Source organism: Microbacterium sp. SW12, from assembly GCF_055391095.1.
Genome location: NZ_AP024335.1, coordinates 64,159 through 84,980 on the forward strand (window position 1 = coordinate 64,159; position 20,822 = coordinate 84,980).

23 protein-coding genes are annotated in these 20,822 nt (G+C 66.2%); 11 read left to right on the forward strand and 12 right to left on the reverse strand.

The genetic code is table 11. From position 1 onward, the window contains the following. Window positions 1-3 precede the first annotated feature (3 nt). Window positions 4-684, reverse strand: a complete 681-nt coding sequence (locus MICSW_RS00315) for a thioredoxin domain-containing protein (RefSeq protein WP_464496446.1) — start codon at window positions 682-684, stop codon at window positions 4-6. Window positions 685-877: 193 nt separating this feature from the next. Between MICSW_RS00315 and MICSW_RS00320 the strand changes: the two genes are divergently transcribed. Beyond that, window positions 878-1,480, forward strand: a complete 603-nt coding sequence (locus MICSW_RS00320) for a PadR family transcriptional regulator (RefSeq protein WP_347424151.1) — start codon at window positions 878-880, stop codon at window positions 1,478-1,480. Here MICSW_RS00320 and MICSW_RS00325 read toward each other — a convergent pair. From MICSW_RS00325 to MICSW_RS00350, 6 genes are read right to left on the reverse strand one after another with little or no spacing between them, the layout of a single operon-like run. Continuing rightward, the gene (locus tag MICSW_RS00325) at window positions 1,429-2,199 is read right to left on the reverse strand and encodes an urease accessory protein UreD (RefSeq protein ID WP_295793775.1); all 771 of its coding nucleotides are present in this window, start codon (window positions 2,197-2,199) and stop codon (window positions 1,429-1,431) included. The genes MICSW_RS00320 and MICSW_RS00325 overlap by 52 nt on opposite strands. A gap of 17 nt (window positions 2,200-2,216) precedes the next feature. Continuing rightward, on the reverse strand, window positions 2,217-2,993 hold the full coding sequence (gene ureG, locus MICSW_RS00330; RefSeq protein WP_292735277.1) for an urease accessory protein UreG: 777 nt from the start codon (window positions 2,991-2,993) through the stop codon (window positions 2,217-2,219). Continuing rightward, window positions 2,986-3,657, reverse strand: coding sequence for an urease accessory protein UreF (locus MICSW_RS00335; protein ID WP_292735274.1), 672 nt, complete (start codon window positions 3,655-3,657; stop codon window positions 2,986-2,988). Before MICSW_RS00335 ends, ureG begins: the two co-directional genes overlap by 8 nt. After that, window positions 3,657-5,360 carry an urease subunit alpha gene (locus tag MICSW_RS00340; RefSeq protein WP_292735271.1) on the reverse strand — a complete coding sequence of 568 codons (1,704 nt, stop codon included), beginning with the start codon at window positions 5,358-5,360 and terminating at the stop codon, window positions 3,657-3,659. The genes MICSW_RS00335 and MICSW_RS00340 overlap by 1 nt, the downstream gene beginning before the upstream one ends. Next, the gene (gene ureB / locus MICSW_RS00345) at window positions 5,360-5,695 is read right to left on the reverse strand and encodes an urease subunit beta (RefSeq protein WP_292729655.1); all 336 of its coding nucleotides are present in this window, start codon (window positions 5,693-5,695) and stop codon (window positions 5,360-5,362) included. Before ureB ends, MICSW_RS00340 begins: the two co-directional genes overlap by 1 nt. Before the next feature lie 10 nt (window positions 5,696-5,705). After that, window positions 5,706-6,008, reverse strand: a complete 303-nt coding sequence (locus MICSW_RS00350) for an urease subunit gamma (RefSeq protein WP_292729658.1) — start codon at window positions 6,006-6,008, stop codon at window positions 5,706-5,708. A 470-nt stretch (window positions 6,009-6,478) separates the two neighbouring features. Here MICSW_RS00350 and urtA point away from each other — a divergent pair, with 470 nt between their 5' ends. The 8 genes from urtA (at window position 6,479) to MICSW_RS00390 (ending at window position 14,273) form a co-directional block, all read left to right on the forward strand. Then, window positions 6,479-7,777 (forward strand): urea ABC transporter substrate-binding protein, encoded by a 1,299-nt coding sequence (urtA, locus tag MICSW_RS00355; RefSeq protein WP_292729661.1) that lies wholly within the window; start codon window positions 6,479-6,481, stop codon window positions 7,775-7,777. Between the two features lie 95 nt (window positions 7,778-7,872). Continuing rightward, window positions 7,873-8,757, forward strand: a complete 885-nt coding sequence (gene urtB, locus MICSW_RS00360; RefSeq protein ID WP_292729664.1) for an urea ABC transporter permease subunit UrtB — start codon at window positions 7,873-7,875, stop codon at window positions 8,755-8,757. After that, entirely contained in the window at window positions 8,754-9,854 is a 1,101-nt protein-coding gene (gene urtC / locus MICSW_RS00365; RefSeq protein WP_292729669.1) for an urea ABC transporter permease subunit UrtC, read from the forward strand. The genes urtB and urtC overlap by 4 nt, the downstream gene beginning before the upstream one ends. Beyond that, window positions 9,851-10,672, forward strand: a complete 822-nt coding sequence (urtD, locus tag MICSW_RS00370; RefSeq protein ID WP_292729672.1) for an urea ABC transporter ATP-binding protein UrtD — start codon at window positions 9,851-9,853, stop codon at window positions 10,670-10,672. The genes urtC and urtD overlap by 4 nt, the downstream gene beginning before the upstream one ends. Beyond that, window positions 10,672-11,352, forward strand: coding sequence for an urea ABC transporter ATP-binding subunit UrtE (gene urtE, locus MICSW_RS00375; RefSeq protein WP_292735269.1), 681 nt, complete (start codon window positions 10,672-10,674; stop codon window positions 11,350-11,352). The genes urtD and urtE overlap by 1 nt, the downstream gene beginning before the upstream one ends. A gap of 95 nt (window positions 11,353-11,447) precedes the next feature. After that, window positions 11,448-13,127 carry a purine-cytosine permease family protein gene (locus MICSW_RS00380; protein ID WP_292729675.1) on the forward strand — a complete coding sequence of 560 codons (1,680 nt, stop codon included), beginning with the start codon at window positions 11,448-11,450 and terminating at the stop codon, window positions 13,125-13,127. Further along, complete coding sequence (locus tag MICSW_RS00385; RefSeq protein WP_292729677.1) at window positions 13,117-13,686, forward strand: TetR/AcrR family transcriptional regulator; 570 nt, start codon at window positions 13,117-13,119, stop codon at window positions 13,684-13,686. Before MICSW_RS00380 ends, MICSW_RS00385 begins: the two co-directional genes overlap by 11 nt. Then, complete coding sequence (locus tag MICSW_RS00390; protein WP_292729679.1) at window positions 13,686-14,273, forward strand: helix-turn-helix domain-containing protein; 588 nt, start codon at window positions 13,686-13,688, stop codon at window positions 14,271-14,273. Before MICSW_RS00385 ends, MICSW_RS00390 begins: the two co-directional genes overlap by 1 nt. Window positions 14,274-14,533: 260 nt before the next feature. Here MICSW_RS00390 and MICSW_RS00395 read toward each other — a convergent pair whose 3' ends face one another. Both MICSW_RS00395 and MICSW_RS00400 read right to left on the reverse strand, forming a co-directional pair. Further along, entirely contained in the window at window positions 14,534-14,791 is a 258-nt protein-coding gene (locus tag MICSW_RS00395) for a hypothetical protein (protein ID WP_292735267.1), read from the reverse strand. A 196-nt stretch (window positions 14,792-14,987) separates the two neighbouring features. Beyond that, window positions 14,988-15,278: a hypothetical protein gene (locus tag MICSW_RS00400; protein ID WP_292729685.1), complete on the reverse strand. Its 291-nt coding sequence runs from the start codon at window positions 15,276-15,278 to the stop codon at window positions 14,988-14,990. 166 nt (window positions 15,279-15,444) lie between these two features. On the opposite strand from MICSW_RS00400, the gene MICSW_RS00405 reads away from it, so the two are divergent. Next, window positions 15,445-15,816, forward strand: a complete 372-nt coding sequence (locus MICSW_RS00405; protein ID WP_228179294.1) for an ArsR/SmtB family transcription factor — start codon at window positions 15,445-15,447, stop codon at window positions 15,814-15,816. 2 nt (window positions 15,817-15,818) lie between these two features. Beyond that, window positions 15,819-16,799 (forward strand): SRPBCC family protein, encoded by a 981-nt coding sequence (locus MICSW_RS00410; protein WP_464496447.1) that lies wholly within the window; start codon window positions 15,819-15,821, stop codon window positions 16,797-16,799. Between the two features lie 109 nt (window positions 16,800-16,908). On the opposite strand, the gene sufU is transcribed toward MICSW_RS00410, so the two are convergent. The 3 genes from sufU to MICSW_RS00425 form a co-directional block, all read right to left on the reverse strand. Further along, window positions 16,909-17,355, reverse strand: a complete 447-nt coding sequence (gene sufU, locus MICSW_RS00415) for a Fe-S cluster assembly sulfur transfer protein SufU (protein ID WP_228179322.1) — start codon at window positions 17,353-17,355, stop codon at window positions 16,909-16,911. After that, on the reverse strand, window positions 17,352-18,635 hold the full coding sequence (locus tag MICSW_RS00420; RefSeq protein ID WP_464496448.1) for an aminotransferase class V-fold PLP-dependent enzyme: 1,284 nt from the start codon (window positions 18,633-18,635) through the stop codon (window positions 17,352-17,354). Before MICSW_RS00420 ends, sufU begins: the two co-directional genes overlap by 4 nt. Before the next feature lie 81 nt (window positions 18,636-18,716). Beyond that, window positions 18,717-20,813 (reverse strand): APC family permease, encoded by a 2,097-nt coding sequence (locus MICSW_RS00425; RefSeq protein WP_464498445.1) that lies wholly within the window; start codon window positions 20,811-20,813, stop codon window positions 18,717-18,719. Window positions 20,814-20,822 lie beyond the last annotated feature (9 nt).

Here is a 20,822-nt window from a genome sequence, read left to right on the forward strand (position 1 = left end):
TGGTCAGTCCGCGGCGGCCTCGGCTACCGCAGCGGCAAAGCGCGCAGCATCCGTGCCGTTTTCACGCACCTCGAACACCGTGCCGTCGATGACCAGCAACGGGACGTGGTCGACGACCTGGTCGGTGCCGGGGATCGCCCTGCCGAGCCACGCGTCATTGGCGGCGCCCGCCAGGCTCGCGTAGTCAGCAATCGCTGTCGACAGATCGGATGTCGCACCCGCCGTGGCCGCGAAGTCGAGGAGTTCCTCGTCGCTCGGTGAGTGATCTGCCGTGACCTGGTTCTGCTGGATCAGTCCGTATAGCGGCAGGAGCGCGTCATCTTCGCCCGCAGCTGCGGCGCCGAGAAGCAGGGCGGCGGCCCGGGTCGAGTAGTCGGTGACGTCGCCGCGCTTGGCGCTCACGTAGGTCATCGGATGCAGCGTCCACGTCGCCGTGCCGTCGGCGACAAAGGCGGCGAGGTCGTCGCCGATCGCCTCGTCGAGGCTCATGCAGTGCGGGCACGACGGGTCGCTCCACAGCTCGATGTCGACGGCGCCGTCTCCGACGACGATCCCCGCTACCGGGTCGATGGTTGTGGGCGAGGGAGCCGTAGCAGCCGCCGGCGAGCAAGCGACGGCGACCATCGCGACAACGGGGATGAGGGCGAGGCATCCGACCATGCGGCGCCGAGGCGAACCGAACACGCTGCCGTTCTACGCCGAGAACCGGCGCATCGCCAATCATTCAGTGGAGCCCACGACATCGACGCCCGATGTGGTCAGACCATATGGCGGATTCCACCAAACGCCCAGCCAGCGACACTCCATAGCGTCGTCGCGGCGGTATCCATGAGAAGCGACGTTACCCGGTATACATATCGCGCGCAGGGAGACTCGAATGTCGGTGAGGCAAAGCCTGTTGGCGATCCTGGCGCAGGGGCCGTGCTACGGCTATCAGCTGCGGTCGGAGTTCGAGCGACGCACCGGGTCGAGCTCGTCGCTCAACGTCGGCCAGATCTACGGCACTCTCGAGCGGCTCGAGCGCGATGGTCTCGTTTTGCGAGGCACAGCCGACGCAGATGGCCACATCTACTGGCAGATCACGGATGCCGGCCGCGGCGAGGCCCGCGCCTGGCTGGCGTCTCCGGTCGAACGCAACCCCGGGACCAGGGATGAGCTCGCGATCAAGCTCGCGCTCGCGGCCACGCTGCCGGGAGTCGATGCGTTCGAGATCATCAGCACGCAGCGACGAGCATCGAGGGGGCGCCTCGAGTTTCTGCGCAGTTCGACGTTCGGTGGCGAGGTCGTGGGCGGGCCGGAAGAGCTCGCTTGGTCGCTTGTCACCGCATCGATGATCTTCGGCGTCGAGGCGGAACTTCGGTGGCTCGATCACGTCGAAGCACAACTCGCGGCGCATGCCCCACACGCAATGGTGCTTGAACTCGACACTCACCGTCCCAAGCGCGGACGACCAGCATCGCCTCGGCCGGTCTCGGTATAAGACACGAGACCCGGATCATCGCTGGCGCTCCGAGCGAACGGCAGCGCCGTGCCGAGCGGTAGCAGGCGCTCGAGCGGGCTGTCGTGGGCATGGTCGCCGAGGTAGCGCAGCACAGCGCCCCCGCGCTCCAGGTCCAGACGCAGAGCGCCTGGCACATGCGGCGCCTCGATCCCCTCGCCGAGGTAGAGGACTGAATCCACCACGCGGTGTGAGCCGAGGATGCCGGGCCGGGGCTGGTCGCCGCGAACCTGCAGGCGCTCGCGCAGCACCGGGCCCGCGGCATCCGTCACGTCCACATCGGCTGTGAGCGCGCCGCCGCGCTCGCCGGAGCGACCGAGGACGAGCGTTTCGCGGGCGATCACGGATGCTCCGGCGCCCAGTCGCACGGTCATCGACCGCGTGAGAGAGCCCGCGTCGGTGACCACCGTGGGCAGGCCATCCCACACGAGGTGAGCATCGGCGCCGAGGTCAAGGCGCGCGTGCCACTGCGACTGGCCGACCTCCTCTCGCCCGTAGACGATGAGACCGCCGATGTCGACCAGGCGCACTGAGCATCCGTCCCCGACACGGATGTCGAGCTCGACGTGGTCCCCGGGCATGAGCATCGCTCGGCCCGAGACCAGCGCGATCTCGACCGAGTGCCCCCGGCGATGCACGAGGCGGGGGAGAACCAGCTCGCCGTCCAGTGCGCACGCGACAGAGTCGCCCCGCGCGCTCACTTCGACGACGGTGGGTCTCACGAGTGGGCGTGGTCCGCGTGATCGTGCAGGGCCCCGTCCGCGTGTGCGTGAGCGTGCTCGCCGTCGGCGTGGCTGTGCAGGAACCCGCCGCCTTCCTCGTCGGCGTGGAAGTGGGGGGCCATGGGGCCGGGATCCTGGGGGACGTGCGATCCGTCGCGGTGTGCGGCGAGGATCGACAGCACCCACTCGCGCAACGCCGCGACCGAGACGGCGTCGGTGCGTGAGAGAGCGAGCACCGTGCGGCCGTCGCGGGCGAGGGTGGCGTCGGCGACCATCTGCTCGACATCCACCCCGACATAGGGCGCGAGGTCGGTCTTGTTCACGACAAGCAGGTCGGCCCGGGCGATACCGGGACCACCCTTTCGGGCGACATCGCCGCCCCCAGCTACATCGAGGACGAAGATCTGCGCATCCACGAGCGCGGGCGAGAAGGTGGCGGTGAGGTTGTCGCCGCCCGACTCGATGACGACGAGGTCCAGGGGCGCGAAGGCACGCTCCAGGTCTTCGGCGGCGAGCAGGTTCGCGGTGACATCGTCGCGGATGGCGGTGTGCGGGCAGGCCCCGGTCTCCACGGCGACGATGCGCTCAGGATCGAGCACTCCGGCAGAGCGCAAGAACCGGGCATCCTCGTCGGTGTAGATGTCATTGGTGATGACGCCGATGCGGATCTCGTCGGCAAGAATGCGGCAGATCGTCGCGATGAGTGAGGACTTGCCGGTGCCGACGGGGCCGGCAACGCCAAGCCGCAGGGCGCGAGGTGAGTGGTCAGGCACGAAAGAGCCTCCTGGTCGATTGGGCGTGGGCCTGGGCCCACTGTTCGGATTGCGGTGCGGACAGGGCGGGGATGTCGGTCGGGTCGGTGATCTGCGCAATCAGCGGTAGCTCGTTCTCGATCTCGCTGCAGACCTCGACCACGAGAGAGACCAGATCGAGCGGATCGCGAGGCTCGAGCTTGAGGACCGCGGCTGCAGCTGCCTGTATGTCCTCGTAGACGACCAGTCGCGCCAGATCCAGCGCTGGCATGTCTAGCCCCGCCGCGATGACCCCGAGCACGCAGGCCCGCGGCGGAGGGGTCGCCCGCCCGCGCCAGGTGTGGATAGCCGAGTCGCCGGGGAGGAGCTCGGTCCCGACCCGCAGGTATCCGCGGGCGAGGTGGCGCGCGGCATCCCTCAGCGCGGCGCTCGGGGTACGGGCCGCCCATGCCGCCTCGACAGCGTCCAGATCACCGTCGATCATGCGCACGTGGCGTGCGGCGACAGCAGTCCCCGCCTCGACGAGGGTCACCGTGGCTGCCCGACCGCGCAGCAGAGCGGGAAGCTCCGCTGCCTGCAGGCCCGACATCAGCGCGGGCTCCACGCCGGCGGAGTGCGCGTGACCGCCGGAGGGCAGCCTGGCATCCGCGAGGAGCATCGCGGCGGAGGTCGAGGACAGTGCCATCAGAACAGCTGGTAGAGCTGGGCCAGGGGGAGCCGCGACGCGGGGGCGGGTTCGACGAGCTCGCCATCGATGCGGATGTCGAACGTGTCGGGTCGGATGTCGATCCGCGGCAGCGCATCGTTGTTGCGCATGTCGGCTTTGCTGATTCCGCGGGTGGACTGCAGCGGCAGCATCCGGCGTGTCAGTCCGAGTCGGCCCTCGATCCCCGCCGCCAGCGCGGCGGGAGAGACGAACGACACCGATAGGGCACCGCCGATGGCATCGCTGAAGGCGGGACGCATCAGCACCGGTTGCGGGGTGGGAATGGAGGCGTTCGGATCGCCGAGGGCTCCCCACACCAGCCCACCACCTTTCATGACCACACTCGGACGGAACCCGAAGAACCGTGGATCCCACAGCACGAGGTCGGCGAGCTTGCCCACCTCGACCGAGCCGACCTCCGCGTCGATGCCGTGAGCGATCGCGGGGTTGACCGTGTACTTCGCGACATACCGACGGGCTCGTTCGTTGTCGGCGGGGAGGGAGGTGCCGAGGCTTCCGCGCCTGGCCTTCATGACGTGCGCCACCTGCCAGGTCCGGGTGATGACTTCGCCGATCCGTCCCATCGCCTGAGCGTCGGAGGAGGTGATCGAGATCGCGCCCATGTCATGCAGGATGTCTTCGGCGGCGATCGTCGTGCCCCGGATGCGGGACTCCGCGAAGGCGAGATCTTCGGGTACTCCCGGGTTGAGGTGGTGACAGACCATCAGCATGTCGAGGTGCTCGGCGACGGTGTTGACCGTGTGGGGCAGCGTCGGGTTCGTCGAGCCGGGAATGACGTAGGGAAGACTCGCGATCGAGAGGATGTCGGGAGCGTGACCGCCCCCCGCCCCCTCGACGTGGAACGCGTGGATCGTGCGCCCCGCTATCGCGGCGATCGTCGAATCGACGTAACCCGCCTCGTTGAGCGAGTCGCTATGCAGCGCGACCTGCAGGCCCCAGTCCTCGGCGGCGCGCAAGCTCGCGTCGATCGCTGCCGGAGTCGAGCCCCAGTCCTCGTGGACTTTGTAGCCCGCCGCACCTGCGAGCGCCTGCTCTTCGAATGCCGCTGCCGAGACGGTATTCCCCTTGCCCAGCAGCAGGACGTTGACCGGAAGGGCATCCAGGGCACGATGCATGTGTTCGAGGTGCCAGGACCCCGGCGTGACGGTGGTGGCCTTCGACCCTTCGGACGGTCCCGTTCCTCCTCCGACGATCGTCGTGATCCCCGCCGCGAGCGCCTCGTGAATCTGTGACGGGGAGAGCAAGTGAACGTGCGAGTCGATCGCCCCCGCGGTGAGGATCTTCCCCTCACCGGAGATGACGTCGGTGGACGGTCCGATGATCAGCCGAGGGTCGACGCCATCGGCGATGTCGGGGTTCCCCGCGCGCCCGACCCCGACGATCCGGCCGTCGCGGATGCCGACATCGGCGCGCACGATTCCCCACCAGTCGAGGATGATCGCGTTCGTGATCACGGTGTCCAGGGCGCCATCGGCGCGCGACACAGTGCTCTGCGCCATGGACTCGCGGATCGACTTGCCGCCCCCGAACACTGCCTCTTCGCCGCCGGCGGTGAGGTCCCTCTCGATCTCGATCCAGAGGTCGGTGTCGCCCAGGCGCACCTGATCGCCGGCGGTGGGCCCGTAGATCGCGGCGTATCTTTCCCTGTCGATCCTGACCATCAGAGATCTCCTCCCTCGTGTCGGATGCGGATGCCTGCCACACGCCGATTCCCGCGCAGGCTCACCGCTGCCACACGCTTGGAGACCCCTGGCTCGAAACGCTCCGAGGTCCCCGAGGGAATGTCGAGTCGACATCCCGCAGCTGCCGCGCGGTCGAAGTCGAGCGCGTCATTCACGTCGGGCAGATGGATGTGGGAGCCGATCTGCACGGGACGATCCCCCGTATTGAGAATGATCAACTCGAGGCGCTCATCGGCGTCGCGGTCGGCGTTGAGCTCGATCTGGCCCGGACGCACGCGGATGGCTCCCGGTCCTGATGATGTTCCCGATGCCACGGTGATCCTCTCAGTCGATCGGATGGTGAACGGTGACGAGCTTGCGTCCGTCGGGGAAGGTGGCTTCGACCTGGACGTCGACGAGCATGTCGGCCACGCCCTCCATGACGTCATCGCGGGTGAGCACGGTGCGCCCCGCCGCCATGAGTTCCGCTACCCCGACACCTTCTCTGGCGCGCTCGATCACCCACGTCGACAGGAGGGCTACGGCCTCCGGGTGGTTGAGCTTCACGCCGCGTGCCTGGCGATCTCTGGCCACCATGCCCGCCACGGCGAGCAGCAGCTTCTCGGTATCCGCAGGTGACAGATGCACGGGGCGCTCCCTTCGGCGTGGCTCCTGAGGAGCCGGCGAGTCGGATCACTGTCAGGATGCTTGTCGGACAGTGTCCCGAGCAGTGACAGAAGTCTGTCATTTTTGCGTCAGTCACTCATCATTGTCATCGTCATGACGTGGTGAGAACCAGCGAAAAACCCTGTAATTTCAAGGCACTAGGCGGATCACGGCTCTGGCAGTTTTACATGGTCGACACATTCGAGTAATGGCAATGTAATGCCACGGGTCCATGGTGAACTCACCTGCAGCAGTCGGCGGTGTTCTGCCACCGGCGATTCGGGACCTCTTCGCTCAGACCTCGGCGAGGGGTCCCACCCCGCACCACAGATCCTCTGACCGGGCGAACGGCGCATCCGACGCGGAACGCCACGCAAGCGGTATTCGTCGCGCCATCCGTGCGGACGGTGCGGCTTGCGCTCTCGCACACGCAACCTGAAACGGAGCACAGCATGATCACCACTGGCAGGCGTCTACGGACGCTGCTTGCGGCAGGCGCCATGGCCTCAGCCGCAGCCCTCGTCCTCGCCGGATGCGGCGCCCGCACCGACGACGCAGCCTCGAGCGAAGCCCCTGCGGCCGCGGAGAGCTGCGTCGACACCTCGGGCGACACCGTCAAGCTCGGATTCCTCAACTCGCTGACCGGAGGCATGGCGATCTCCGAGACCACGGTCTCGAACGTGCTGCACATGGCGGCTGATGAGATCAACGCCGACGGCGGCATCCTGGGCAAGCAGATCGAATACATCCAGGAAGACGGCGCCACCGACTGGCCCACCTTCGCCGAGAAGACCGAGAAGCTGCTCACGCAGGACTGCGTCGCCGCGATCTTCGGCGGCTGGACCTCCTCGTCGCGTAAGGCTGTCAAGCCTGTCGTCGAGGAGTACAACGGCCTCTTCTTCTACCCGGTCCAGTACGAAGGCCTCGAGTCCTCACCGAACATCTACTACACCGGTGCCACGACCAACCAGCAGATCATTCCCGCCATGGACTACCTGGCATCGCAGGGAGTGAAGACCCTGTTCCTGGCGGGATCGGACTACGTCTTCCCCCGCACCGCGAACGCGATCATCAAGCTCTACGCAGAGGAGCTCGGCATCGAGATCGTCGGCGAAGAGTACGTGCCGCTGGATCGTGACGACTGGACGACCCAGGTTGCCAAGATCGTCGAGGCTGACCCCGACTACATCTTCAACACGATCAACGGTTCCTCCAACGTCGGGTTCATCAAGGCGTACTACGACGCGGGCCTCACTCCCGAAGAGACACCGATCATCTCGGTCTCGATCGCTGAAGAAGAAGCTCCCGCGATGGGTCACGAGGTCACCGGCAACTACGCCTCGTGGAACTACTTCCAGTCCCTCGACACCCCGAACAACCCGGCGTTCATCGAGGCCTGGCAGGCCTACCCGGGCAGCAGCGGCGTGACCTCGGACCCCATGGAGGCCGCGTACATCTCGCTCTACCTCTACAAGGCCCTCGTTGAAGCCGCTGGCTCCTTCGACGTCGACGCGATCAACCAGGCTGCCCTGGACAACGAGATCACGGTGGACGCTCCCGAGGGTGTCGTGACCCTCAACGGGGAGAACCACCACATCTCCAAGCCGGGCCACATCGGACGCATCAACGCCGACAACCAGTTCGACATCGTCTGGGCATCGGACGGGTTCATCGAGCCCGACCCGTACCTCGAGCAGTACTCCTGGTTCCCCGAGGACGTGCGCAACGCCCTCGTGGCAGCCGCGGGCTGACACACACAAGGCACTGCGGGGTCCCGGCCTGTCCGGGGCCCCGCAGCACCGGCTCTTCCATGAACACGCGCGAGAACAGAAGGGAGTGAACTCGAATGGATGCACTGATTCCGCCGCTGCTCAACGGCACCGCGCTGGGCGCCTTGCTGCTCTTGACAGCACTCGGCCTCACCCTGACCTTCGGCCAGATGGGGGTGATCAACATGGCGCACGGCGAGTTCATCATGGTCGGCGCCTTCACGACATTCCTCGTTCAGCTCGTCATCCCCGACAGCAACATCTCTATCCCTGTCGCGTTGCCCGTCGCCTTCGTCGTCGCCGGGCTCTTGGGCCTTCTGCTGGAAGCCGGAATTCTCCAGTGGATGTACCGTCGCCCGCTTGACACACTGCTGGTCACCGTCGGTGTGGCACTCATCCTGCAACAGGCTGCCCTGCAGATCTTCCCCGCCCAGGGAGTGCCGGTGGAGAACCCCGGCTGGCTCCAGGGCCAGATCAACGTCTTCGGCTACGCCTGGCCACTGCGCCAGGTGTTCACCATCGGACTTGCCGCGGCGTGCGTGGCGATCCTCGCCGCCTGGCTCAAGTACTCCTCGTTCGGGCGCCGGATTCGCGCCACGGTGCAAAACCGCGACCTGGCCGAGACCGTCGGGGTGCGCACCCGGACCGTGGACCGCATCACGTTCTTCGTGGGCTCGGGACTGGCTGGAGTCGCGGGTGTCGCAGCCTCCCTCATCGGGGGAACCAACTCCCAGATGGGGACCCAGTACATCATTCCCGCCTTCCTCGTCGTCGTGGCTGGGGGTATCGGGCAGATCAAGGGCACCGTGATCGCCGCCTTCGCGATCGGCATTGCGATGGCCTTCTTCGCCGACCTGACCAGCGGGAGCCTTGCTCAGGTGCTCGCCTTCGTGCTCGTCGTCGTCTTCCTGCAGATCCGCCCGCAGGGTCTGTTCACCGTCCGCACGAGGGGGTTGGCATGACCATCCTGACCAAGCTCAAGCCCTGGTACTCGCTCATCGGCATCGGCATCTTCGCCGTCATCCTCCTCGCGGTGGCGCCGTCGATCCTGACGATGCACTGGGTCAACAACCTCGGCAAGTACTGCGCCTGGGCGATCGTCGCCGTCGGGATCGGACTGGCGTGGGGACGCGGCGGGATGCTCGTCATGGGGCAAGGCGTGTTCTTCGGCCTCGGTGCCTACGCCATGGCCATGCACATGACATTGGAAACCGCCGGCCCGGACGCCCTGCCCGGGTTCATGATCCTCTACGACCCGCTAGCCCCGCTCCCCGCCTTCTGGGAGCCCTTCCGCAGTCCGTGGTTCACCCTGCTCGCGATCCTCGTGCTGCCGATCATCGTGGCCGGCATCCTTGGTTTTGCGCTGTTCAAGCGTCGCGTCAAAGGTGCCTACTTCGCCATCCTCACCCAGGCGCTCGCCGTCGCGCTCGCCATCTGGATCAGCTCGACGATCCGCGAAACCGGAGGTGACACAGGCCTCAGCGGCTTCACCTCGTTCTTCGGATACGACCTGCAGGATCCCGCCAATCAGGTGATGGTCTACCTCATCACCGCGAGTCTTCTCGTCGTCTGTATGGTCGTGGTGTGGCAGCTCTACCGCAGCCGCTTCGGCGAGCTGCTGCTGGCGACCCGCGACGCTGAGGAGCGCGTTCGGTTCCTGGGTTATGACCCGGCCAACGTCAAGCTCGCCGCCTTCGTCATCGCCGCGGTCATGGCCAGCGTCGGCGGCGCCATGTTCGTTCCCCTGGTCGGGATCATCACGCCGCAAGAGATCGGGGCCTCCGCGTCGATCCTCATGATCGCCGGCGTTGCCCTCGGCGGTCGGGCCTCCCTGTTCGGCCCGGTGCTGGGTGCCATGGCCATCGGATGGGGTCAATCCAGCCTCGCCTCGAGTTGGCCCGACGGATGGGTATACCTGCTCGGTCTGCTCTTCGTCGTCGTGACCCTCTTCCTCCCCAACGGCCTGGCCTCCCTGGTGGGGCGGGTCAAAGACCTGTTGGCGCGTGACCGCACCTCCGCACCCGCGCCGTTGCCGATCGAAGGCGAGGCGAAAGCATGAGTGAGGACGCGAGCACGGCGCCCGCAGCATCCGACGCGGGAGTCCTCGTCCCCGATGCCGAAACCTCCGTGACCGTGTCCCACCTCACGGTCAGCTTCGACGGGTTCAAGGCAGTCGACGATGTCGATCTGCTCATGCTCAAGGGACAGGTCCACTTTCTCATCGGACCGAACGGAGCAGGCAAGACGACCCTCGTGGACGCCTTGACCGGTCTGGTTCCCGCGACCGGGACTGCCACCTACAACGGGATGGATCTTGTCTCGATGAAGGCGAACAAGATCGTGCGTGCCGGCGTGGGGCGAACTTTCCAGACCGCGACAGTGTTCGACGAGCTCTCGGTGCTCCAGAACCTCGACATCGCGGGCGGTCTGCATCGCCGGGCCTGGGGACTTCCTCTTGCTCGGCGCGGAGTGCCCGAGTACGTGGAGTCCGCGCTAGAGACGATCGGCCTGTCCGGGCTTCGCGACAAGCCTGCCGGCATCCTCGCGCACGGGCAGAAGCAGTGGCTTGAGATCGGCATGCTCCTCGTCCAAGACGCGAAGGTCATGTTCCTGGACGAGCCCGTGGCCGGCATGAATGCCGACGAACGGGACGAGACCGGGCAACTGCTCCAGCGCATCGGCGATCAGCGCACGATCATCGTCATCGAGCACGATATGGACTTCGTGCGCAACTACGCCGAGTGGGTCACCGTGATGCACTCGGGCAAGCTCCTGGCTGCCGGGACTGTTGAACAGGTGCAGGCGGACCGGCGGGTCCAGGAGGTCTATCTGGGGACGGCCGCCGACGCCGCCGTGGAAGGCGAGGGGGGCCACTGATGCTCGAGATCACCGGCGTCACAGCAGGTTATGGGCGCACCAAGGTGCTCCATGACGTCACCATCCAGATTCCGACCGGCTCCGCCGTCTCGGTGATGGGTCATAACGGTGCGGGCAAGACCACCCTCCTGCGCGTCGCTACAGGCCTGATTCCGGTGATGAGTGGACAGGTACGCATCGACGGTGAGGATGTCACCAAGATGCCGCCCTCGAAGCGGGTGCAGCGCGGTCTTGGCTACGTGCCGCAAGGGCAGCAGTCCTTCCCGCAAATGACCACGCTGGAAAACCTCCAGCTGGTGGCAAAGCGCAGCTCCGATATCGACGAAGTGTTCGACCTCTTCCCGGTCCTTAAGCAACTCTTGGGGCGAAGGGCCGGCCTCCTGTCGGGCGGTCAGCGCCAGCAACTGGCGATCGCTCGTACCCTGCTGACCAAGCCGCGACTCTTGGTACTCGATGAACCCACCGAGGGTATCCAGCCGAACATCGTCGCTGATATCGAACGGGTCATCATCGACCTCACGCGTCGCGGCGATCTCTCGGTCCTGCTGGTCGAGCAGCATGTCGGCTTCGCACTGCGATCGACAAGCACGTACTACGTGCTGCAATCGGGTCGAATCACGATGAGCGGTGAGGGTGGGGCGTCGGCGATCGACGATGTACGCGCCGCGATGGCGATCTGATTCAGATCGATTCCTCGCGGCAACGCCGGTGAAACACACTCTCGGCACAATCCGAAGCAGACGACATCGCGGAGGTGAGAGTGGGTGCGCTGGGCATGCGGACCCTGAACCGTGCGGGCGACGCGCGAGCGGCTGCAGAAGACAGTCTTGAGGACTATGCCTTCCGCTACGTTCCGCGCTCCTTCCGCCGGTGGAGCGCCCTGTCCGTCGGCGGTACGGCGCTAGGGTCGATTGCCTTTCTCGCCGACTTCTCTATCGGCGCCAGTATCGGGCTGGAGCACGGGACGGCAAACGCGATGCTCGGCATCCTGCTGGCATCCGTGATCATCTTCGCGGTGGGATTTCCCGTCGCCTATTACGCGGCGCGGTACAACCTCGACCTCGACCTGGTCGCCCGCGGCTCCGGCTTCGGCTACTACGGGTCGATCATCACCACCGTCGTGTTCGCAGGATTCACCTGCATCTTCTTCGCGCTCGAAGGCGCGATCATGGCGCAGGGACTCGCTGTGGCGGTGGGGATTCCGCTGCCGCTGGGGTATGTCATCTCGACAGTGGTCGTGATCCCGATCGTGATCTACGGGATGCGGGCGCTGGAGAGACTGCAATTCTGGACGACGCCGCTGTGGCTGGCGCTGGCGCTGCTTCCCCTGATCTGGATCGTCGGTACCCAACCGGAGTCGGTCGTCGAGTTCGTCGAGTTCACGGGACTCTCGGACGGCGAGGTCAGTTTCAGCGCGATCGTTGCCAGCGCTGCGGTGTGCTTCGCGCTGACCCCGCAGCTTGCCGAGCAGATCGACTACATCCGGGTCATGCCGCCGCGCACCGCGCGAAACTCGCGCTCGTGGTGGGTGTCTTTTGTCTTCAGCGGGCCGGGGTGGGTGGTCTTCAGCGGGACCAAGCAGCTCATCGGACTGTTCCTGGCGGTCTATCTGGTCACCAAGGTCGATCCGATGATCGGCGACCGAGCAGTCGAGCCGGTCGCTCAGTTCTTGGGGATGTACGAATCGCTCGTGCCCGACTGGCTCGCCCTCGCGCTGGTGCTGCTGTTGATCGTGATCGCCCAGATCAAGATCAACGTCACCAACGCGTACTCGGGGTCGCTGGCCTGGTCGAACGTGTACACCCGGGTGCGCAAGCGATATCCCGGGCGCACGGTGTTCGTGCTGTTCAACCTCATCATCGCGCTTGCCCTCATGCTCATGGATGTCTTCAGCCTCATCTCGTTCGTCCTGAGCCTGTACGCCAACGTTGTGATGGCCTGGCTCGTGACGATCTCGGCCGACATCGTCATCAACAAGCTGATCCTGAAGATCTCGCCGCGTTACCCCGAGTTCCGGCGGGGCATGCTGCACGACTGGAACCCGGTCGGCCTCGTATCTGTGAGCCTCGCCTCCCTGCTGTCGCTGCTGACCTTTGCCGGGGCGTTCGGCCCGAATCTGCAGCCATTCTCGGTGCTGATTGCTATTGGGGTAGCTCTCATCGTGACCCCGCTCATGGCGATCGCGACGCGGGGTCGGTACTACCTGCGCCGGTCCTCAGACGGCATCCCGACGCCGATTCTGGATGCGGACGGGAATCCTTCCGGAGAGCGACTTCGTTGCCACGTCACGGGGTACACCTTTGAGCGGCCGGATATGCTGATGTCGGCTGAGTTGGGGCCTCGGGGCGAGGTGCAATACGTCTCGTCGCTGGCTCTCACCCTCGACGATTCGGACCGATACGTCCTACCGCCGGAGCCGCCGCCGACGAGAGGAGAGCGCGACAGTGGTCGTTGACGAGACGATCGACACCTCTGGTGCGATCCTCGCCTGCGCGGCGACCCTGCTGCGACATCGGACATTCGAGGACATCACGTACCTCGATCTCGCCGAAGCATCCGGCGTGTCAGAGCGCACCATCTACCGCCGCTTCCCGACGAGGTCGAACCTTCTGGATGCGCTGGGTCGCTGGATCGAGGAGGAGCACTTCCGGATCGCCGAGTTCCACACGTTCGCGCAGTTCCGGGAAGCCGTGCGGAGTCGCTTTGCCGCGTATGCCGCGGAGCCGGCCTTTGCTTTCGTGGCGGCCCGGGGTGCCTCACTTTCCCCGATGGGCGACGAGCAGGCTACGCCGATGACCGATGCGATCATGGTCATGTTGCACGAGTCGGTGCCCGGTCTGAACCGACGCGACGCGCTACGAATCGCCGCCAACGCTCGCTACTTCGCATCTGCGCAGTTCTGGGCGCGGATGCGGACGGGCTTCGACATGAGCGGAGACCAGACCTTCGAGGCTTTCGAGTCCGCGATGGCTCAAGTGCTCCCACGTGAGACGAAGGCGAGCAGGGCGGCGTAGTGGCCGCAACCGACGCGGACGCCGAACTGTCTGCCACCCAATCGGCGATCCTCGCGGCATACGCCGAACTGATCGAGGAAGTGGGCACGGATGACGTGTCCTTTCGCGTGATCGCGCTGCGGGCGGGAGTCGGAGAGCGCACGGTGTTCCGTCACTACCCGACCCGCGTCGACTTGCTGCTTGCGACATCCGCTTGGATCGAGAGGACGACGTTCTCTCGATCGCAGTGCGAGTCCATCTTCGATGTCCCGATCGCGATTCGCGAGGCCATGGAAGCGTACGATCGTCGCCCGGAGTTGGCCTATGTGGTCGCCGAAACCTCGATGCGCGGCGTCAACGGTGCCGAGCCCGCCCCGTACCGCGAGGCGTTCAGTGCGCTCCTGCGGCACGAGGTCCCTTCTTTAGGGGAGAACGAGCGACAGCAGATTGTCGCAGCACTGTGTCACCTCGACTCGGCGGCGACCTGGGTGGCAATGCGCCGACAGCTGGGGATGAGTGGTCGCGACATCGCCGACGCTGCGACCTGGGCTGCGGAGGCGATTCTCGATCCGATCCGGGATCGCGCGGAAGGGTCCCGCACGCTCTGAGCGGCTCCGCGTGGTCAGGCTAGGTCGTCGGGGTAGAGCTGTCGACGACCGAGTGGCCACACCCGGAGTGGACGGCGGGCACATCCTTTCGGGAACGCGGCGGGATGACACTGGATGTCACGTCAGGCGAGCCTTCGAGGTGCGATCGGGGGGTGTTTGTCGTGGTACTTTCCCGACCCGAGAGCCTACAAAGACGGTTGGGTCGACCGTCCCGTCACGCTTACCGAGTTGTGACGCACGAGAACCGCTCCGGGCAATCGCTAGCCGCGGAAGGCGTCGAGGCGGCAGAGCACACGAACGTGTGCTGGCGCGTCCGGGTTGACCCGCTCTGCGATCGCTGTGATCGACCAGCCGTCCTTGATCCGAGCGTGGACATCTGGGCAGAGCCAGTCCGGAACGTAGCCAAACTTCTGGCCGTCGAGGGTATTGACGAGAACCGCCTTCGGGTTCACCTCGTTGTCTTCCTCGAGAGCCGAGCGCATTTCCATGGTCGAAGGGAGGTGCCAGACGGCGCTCACCCCCACGGAGGATGACCGCCCAGTTTTCGTGATGGCGGTCGCGTCCGGCGACCCAAGCATCCATAAGCAGATAGCCGGTCCACACGTCAAAGGCAGTGAAGTCACCTGGCCAGTCGATGTCGGCCGGCGGCCCAACCTCCTCGAGCGCATGCTGGACGGCCGCCACCGTGTAGCCCTGGTTCTCGCCCTGGATTGACTAGTCGTAGTCGGCGAACCGTGCTGACAGCACGCTGTTGCCATGATCGAGGTACTCGAGACTGTCCCGAAGCACTGACCTGGACACGATTGCGCGCCGACCTTCCAGGATTGCTGGGCGGATAGTCGCGCTCGGGACGCCGAGCTGCTCGGCCAATTGGTGGACAGTCCACTCGGCCCAATCTTCTCCGCTGACAGTCCCATCGAGCTCGTCGAGTCGCGCGAGTTTGAGTAACCACTGTCGGTCGCCGAACATCGGCAGCTCGACCCACCACTTCTCCTTCGACCCCATTGGTTCGTCTGCTTCGGCCGCGCCGCGGACGAAGTGGAGCGATTCTCAGGGAGTCGGCACGGGATGACCCTATCGGCGACGCCCGACGGTCGCACCGCGGAAACGCGCGAAATCAACAACTCTTCGGGGTTGACGGCGGCCTTGGCGCGCCTTAACGTACAACCAAATGGTTGTACAAAAGGACCTCACTGATGATGAGATTGACCGCGTGTTTCACGCGCTCGCCGCGGCGACGCGGCGCGACATCCTGCGCCGGACTATCGAGTCCGAGCACTCGGTCTCGGCGCTCGCGCAGGACTACGACATGTCCTTCGCGGCGGTCCAGAAGCACGTCGCCGTCCTCGAAGAGGCCGGCCTCATCATCAAGCGAGCGGAGGGACGCGAGCGCCTCGTTCGCGCCGATCCGATCATGATCGCCAGAGCGAAAGCGCTCCTCGCCCGCTATGAGGACCTGTGGCGTGCGCGCATCGACCGACTCGACGACCTGCTCGCCGAGCCATCCGACCCATCGGCATCCATCACCACGAAAGGGAACTGACGATGCCCGTCACCGCTGTCACCACCGACCCCGACGCGCTCACGATGACACTCGTCGGCGACTTCGCCGCGCCCGTCGAGCGCCTCTGGCAGGCGTTCACCGAGCCTGCCCAGCTCGATCGCTTCTGGGGCCCTCCGGGGTGGCCGGCGACCTTCACGTCGTTCGATCTCACCCCCGGGGGCCGCGCGCAGTACCAGATGACCAGCCCGCAGGGCGAGGTGTCGCGCGGCGGCTGGGAGTTCACCGCGATCGATTCGCCACACCGATTCGAGGTGCTCGACTCGTTCCTCAACGGTGACGGCGACGTGCTCGAAGGCATGCCCACGATGCGCGTCGAGTTCCTCTTCGAGGCGACGCCCGAGGGCTCGCGACTCACCAACATCACCTACTTCGACTCGCTCGACGCCCTGGAGCAGGTCGTCGAGTTCGGTGCCGTCGAAGGGTCGACGCTCGCGATCAACCAACTCGACGCGGTGCTGCAGGACCTGCGGGAGTACGCGCAGGGCAAGGGCACGCAGACCGAGATCCTCAGCGATACGCACGTGCGGATCACGCGGCTGATCGACGGACCCCGGGATCTCGTGTGGCGGGCCCACACCGAGCCCGAGCTTATGAAGAAGTGGTTGCTGGGCCCTGATGGCTGGCGGATGACGGTGTGCGAGATCGATCCGGCGGTCGGCGGGCGTTACCGCTACGAGTGGACGCCTGACGAGGGTGTGGAGGGTGAGGCGTTCGGCTTCGATGGCGAGACGCTCGTGAGTGAGGCCCCGAGGCGCGCGGTGACCACCGAGCACATGACCGGCACCGACTTCCCGTCGACGACCAACGACATGTCCCTCTACGAAGAGGATGGCGCGACCCTCATCACGCTCCTCATCGAGTACCCCGACAAGGACACCCGCGACATGGTCCTGGCCACGGGCATGACCGAGGGTATGGAGACCAGCTACGCCCGCCTGGAGCGGGAGCTCCTGCCGGCCTGAGTCGCCGCTTGCGGCATCCGTCTCACGCGAGGGGTCGCAACACGCCGCTGCCACCGTGCAGCGCACGGCGTGTTGCGACCCTTCGGCGTTGAGGGCGGATGCGAAATCCTCAGGATGTCTGGGCGAGGCTCTCTTCGAGGGCGACCCAGGCGAGCATCGCGCACTTGACGCGGGCGCTGAACTTCGAGACGCCCGAGAGGGCTGCGGCATCCTCGTACACGTCCTCGTCGAGCTCGATCGTGCCGCGCGAGCGCAGCGCCTCGCGGAAACCGTCGATCAGTTCAGCTGCCTTCTCGCGCGGGACGCCGTCGATGAGATCGACGAGCATGGATGCCGACGCCTGCGAGATCGAGCAGCCTTGGCCTTCCCACGTCACATCGCGGATCGTCTGACCATCGTCCGAGACGCGCACCCGTAGCGTCACTTCGTCGCCGCAGATCGGGTTGCGCTGATAGCTCGTGCCGGTGTGGTCATCGGCCTCGGCAAGACCGAAGCCGTGCGGACGCTTGGAGTGGTCCAGGATCAGCTCCTGGTACAGGGATTCAAGACTCATCAGGATGCTCCGAAGAACGCGCGGACGCCACGGGTTGCGTCCAGGAATCGGTCGACCTCATCGGGGGTCGTGTAGACGGATGCCGAGGCCCGCACCGAGGCCGTGAGACCGAACCGCCGGTGCAGGGGCTGCGCGCAGTGGTGACCCACGCGCACCGCCACGCCCCGCGAGTCGAGGAACTGCCCCACGTCGTGAGCGTGGACGCCGTCGACCGCGAAGGAGGCGAGCCCGACGCGGGGTGCGGCGTCCGTGTCTCCGAGGAGACGGATGCCGGGAATCTCGCGCAGTCCGTCGCGCATGCGCCGCTCGAGCTCGACCTCGTGCGCGTGAACCGCGTCCATCCCGAGCGACTGCAGGTAGCGGGCGGCGGTGGCGAGGCCGACGGCCTGCGAGACCGGCTGCGTCCCGGCCTCGAAGCGCTGCGGCGAGGGCAGGTACTGGGCCTCATCCAGCGTGACTGTCGTGATCATCGACCCGCCGGTGAGGAACGGCGGCAGGGCGTTGAGCAGCTCCCGCCTGCCGTAGAGCCCGCCGATGCCGTACGGGCCGAGCATCTTGTGGCCGCTGAACACGGCGAAGTCCACGCCGGTCGCCGGAAGGTCGATGCTCAGGTGCGGAACCGACTGGCAGGCATCCATCACCGTGAACGCGTTGACACCGCGCGCGAGAGCGATGAGGTCGTCGATGGGGTTGATGATGCCGAGCACGTTCGACACGTGCGGGAACGCGACGATCCGGGTACGGTCGCCGATCAGTTCGGCGGCGGCACCCATGTCAAGGCGGCCGTCGTCCAGCACCGGGATATGGCGCAGCCGCGCACCCGTGCGGGCGGCGAGCTCCTGCCACGGGATGAGGTTCGCATGGTGCTCGGACTCTGTGACGACGATCTCGTCATCCGGGCGCAGGGCAAAGCGCCGCGCTGCCTCTCCGCCTCGACCGAGCGTCGCATTCCCGATGGCGTATGCGATGAGATTGATGCCGGCGGTGGCTCCGGATGTCCAGACGAGCTCACCCTCGCCGGCGCCCACGAACGCTGCAACCGCCTCGCGGGCATCCTCGAAGGCGTCGGTGGACTCGGCGGCAAGGGTGTGGGCCCCGCGGTGGACCGCGGCGTTCGTGTGGGTCAGAAACTCGATCTCGGCATCGATCACCTGCTGGGGCTTCTGGCTCGTCGCCGCAGAGTCGAGGTAGGCGAGCGGGTGGCCGTTCACCTCCTGCGCGAGCAGGGGGAAATCGGCGCGAATGGCGGCGAGATCCAGCGGGGTCACGGCAGGAACGGTCACCCCTCCAGCGTACGCGCCGTACGTGTCGGCGGATCGGGTCGGCGGATCCGGGGTGACGGGTCCGGCGATGGATGCCGCGCGCTAATCCTGCGGACGCTCGAGGCTCGAGTGCTCGGCGTGCTCGAAGTTCTCGACCGGATCGTAGGGACGCCCTGCGCGCTCCTGGCCAGGCAAGGGGCGCGACCGGCGACCGTAGATCAGCTCGGACGAGTCGAGCAACCACGGCACGAGCGTGATCGTGACGCCATGGATCAGCATGAGCTGTTGGGCGAGCCGCCGGGAGCGGCGGTTGTGCAGCAGTGTCTCCCACCAGTGCCCGACGATGTACTGCGGCAGATACACGGTCATCACGGCCGGCCCGTTCTTCTCGCGATAGCGCCGGATGAACTCGCCGATCGGTCCCGCGTAGGTGCGGTAGGGCGAGTCGATGATCACGAGGGGAATGGGGATTCCGTGCGCCTTCCACTCCTCCTGCAGGGCGTCGGCATCCTCGTGGTCGGTCGCAACGTGGAGCGCAATCGTCTTGTCGTGGCGCGCGGCCATCGCATAGTCGAGCGCCTTCGCTACCGGCTTCTGCAGCCGGCTGACCATGACGAGTGCAACATCGCCGTCCGAGCCGAAGTGGATCTCGTCATCCATCCGGATCTCGTGCTCGACGTCGCGGTAGTACCGGTTCACGCCGAGCATCAGGGTGGCAAGGATCGGGATCGCCAGGAAGACGAGCCAGGCCCCGTGCGTGAACTTCGTCACGGTCACGATGACGAGAACGGCGGCGGTGAAGGTAGCTCCGGTCGTGTTGATGATCAGTCCCGTGATCGCGCCACGGCGCTCGAGGCCGGATGCCGGATCTCGCCGCGCTTCGACGCGGGTGGTGGCCCGGATGATGCGGCGCCAGTGTCGCACCATGCCGATCTGGCCGATCGAGAACGAGACGAAGACCCCGATGATGTACAGCTGGATGAGCGTCGTGAGATTGGCCTGGTAGATGACCAGCACGGCGATCGCGATGAGACCGAGCACCAGCATCCCGTTGGAGAACACGAGGCGGTCGCCGCGGGTGTTCAGCGCCTTCGGTGCGTATCCGTCGCGGGCCAGGACCGCCCCGAGAAGGGGGAAGCCGTTGAAGGCGGTGTTGGCTGCCAACAGCAGCACGAGCGCGGTAGCAGCCTGAATCAGATAGAAGGGGATCGACCCCATGCCGAACGTTGCGGCAGCGACCTGCGCCATGAGGCTCGGCTGCGGCTGATTCGCGCAGTCGAATCCGACGAGCGTGCAGGGATCTTCCGCGTAGTGCACTCCCGCCACCAGGGCGAGCGCGGTCAGGCCCGCGAACATCAGGATCGCGACGCCGCCCATCATCGTGAGGGTGGTCTGGGCATTACGCACCTTGGGGCGGCGGAACGCCGGGACGCCGTTGGAGACCGCTTCGACACCGGTCAGGGCGGAGCATCCGCTCGAGAAGGCGCGCAGAACGAGCAGGATGACGGCAGCCTGTGACAGGCTCTCGGCCTGCACCGCGAACTCAGCGGATGACGCAACCGGCGGGTCCCCGAGCGCGGTGCGCACGAGCCCGGTGCCGATCATGAACACCACCGAGCCGATGAAGACATAGGTGGGGATCGCGAAGACGAGGGATGCCTCGCGCACGCCGCGCAGGTTGATCAGCACGATCACGACGACGAAGCCGATGGCCAGCTCGACGCGCGCCGGGTCGAGTCCAGGCAGCGCCGAGATGATGTTGTCGACCCCGGAGGCCACCGAAACGGCGACCGTGAGGACGTAGTCGACCAGAAGGGCTGCCGCTACGACGACACCGGGTACCTCACCGAGGTTGGTGCGGGCCACCTCGTAGTCCCCGCCGCCTGACGGGTACGCCTTGATGAGCTGCCGATAGCTGAGCACGACGACGCTCAGCAGCACCACGACGGCGGCGGCGATCCACGGCGAGAAGGCGAGAAACGCGAGGCCGCCGGTCAGCAGGATCATCAGCAGTTCCTGCGGCGCGTAGGCCACTGACGACAGCGCGTCGGAGGCGAAGATCGGCAGTGCCATCTTCTTCGGGAGGAGGTGCTCGTCCATCGCGTCGGATGACAGCGGCTGGCCCAGGAGGATGCGCTTGGCGACCGGCGTCTCGGGTACGCCCGATTCGGGCGCGTCAGGTGTCACGGCGGGTGAGATTACGCCTGC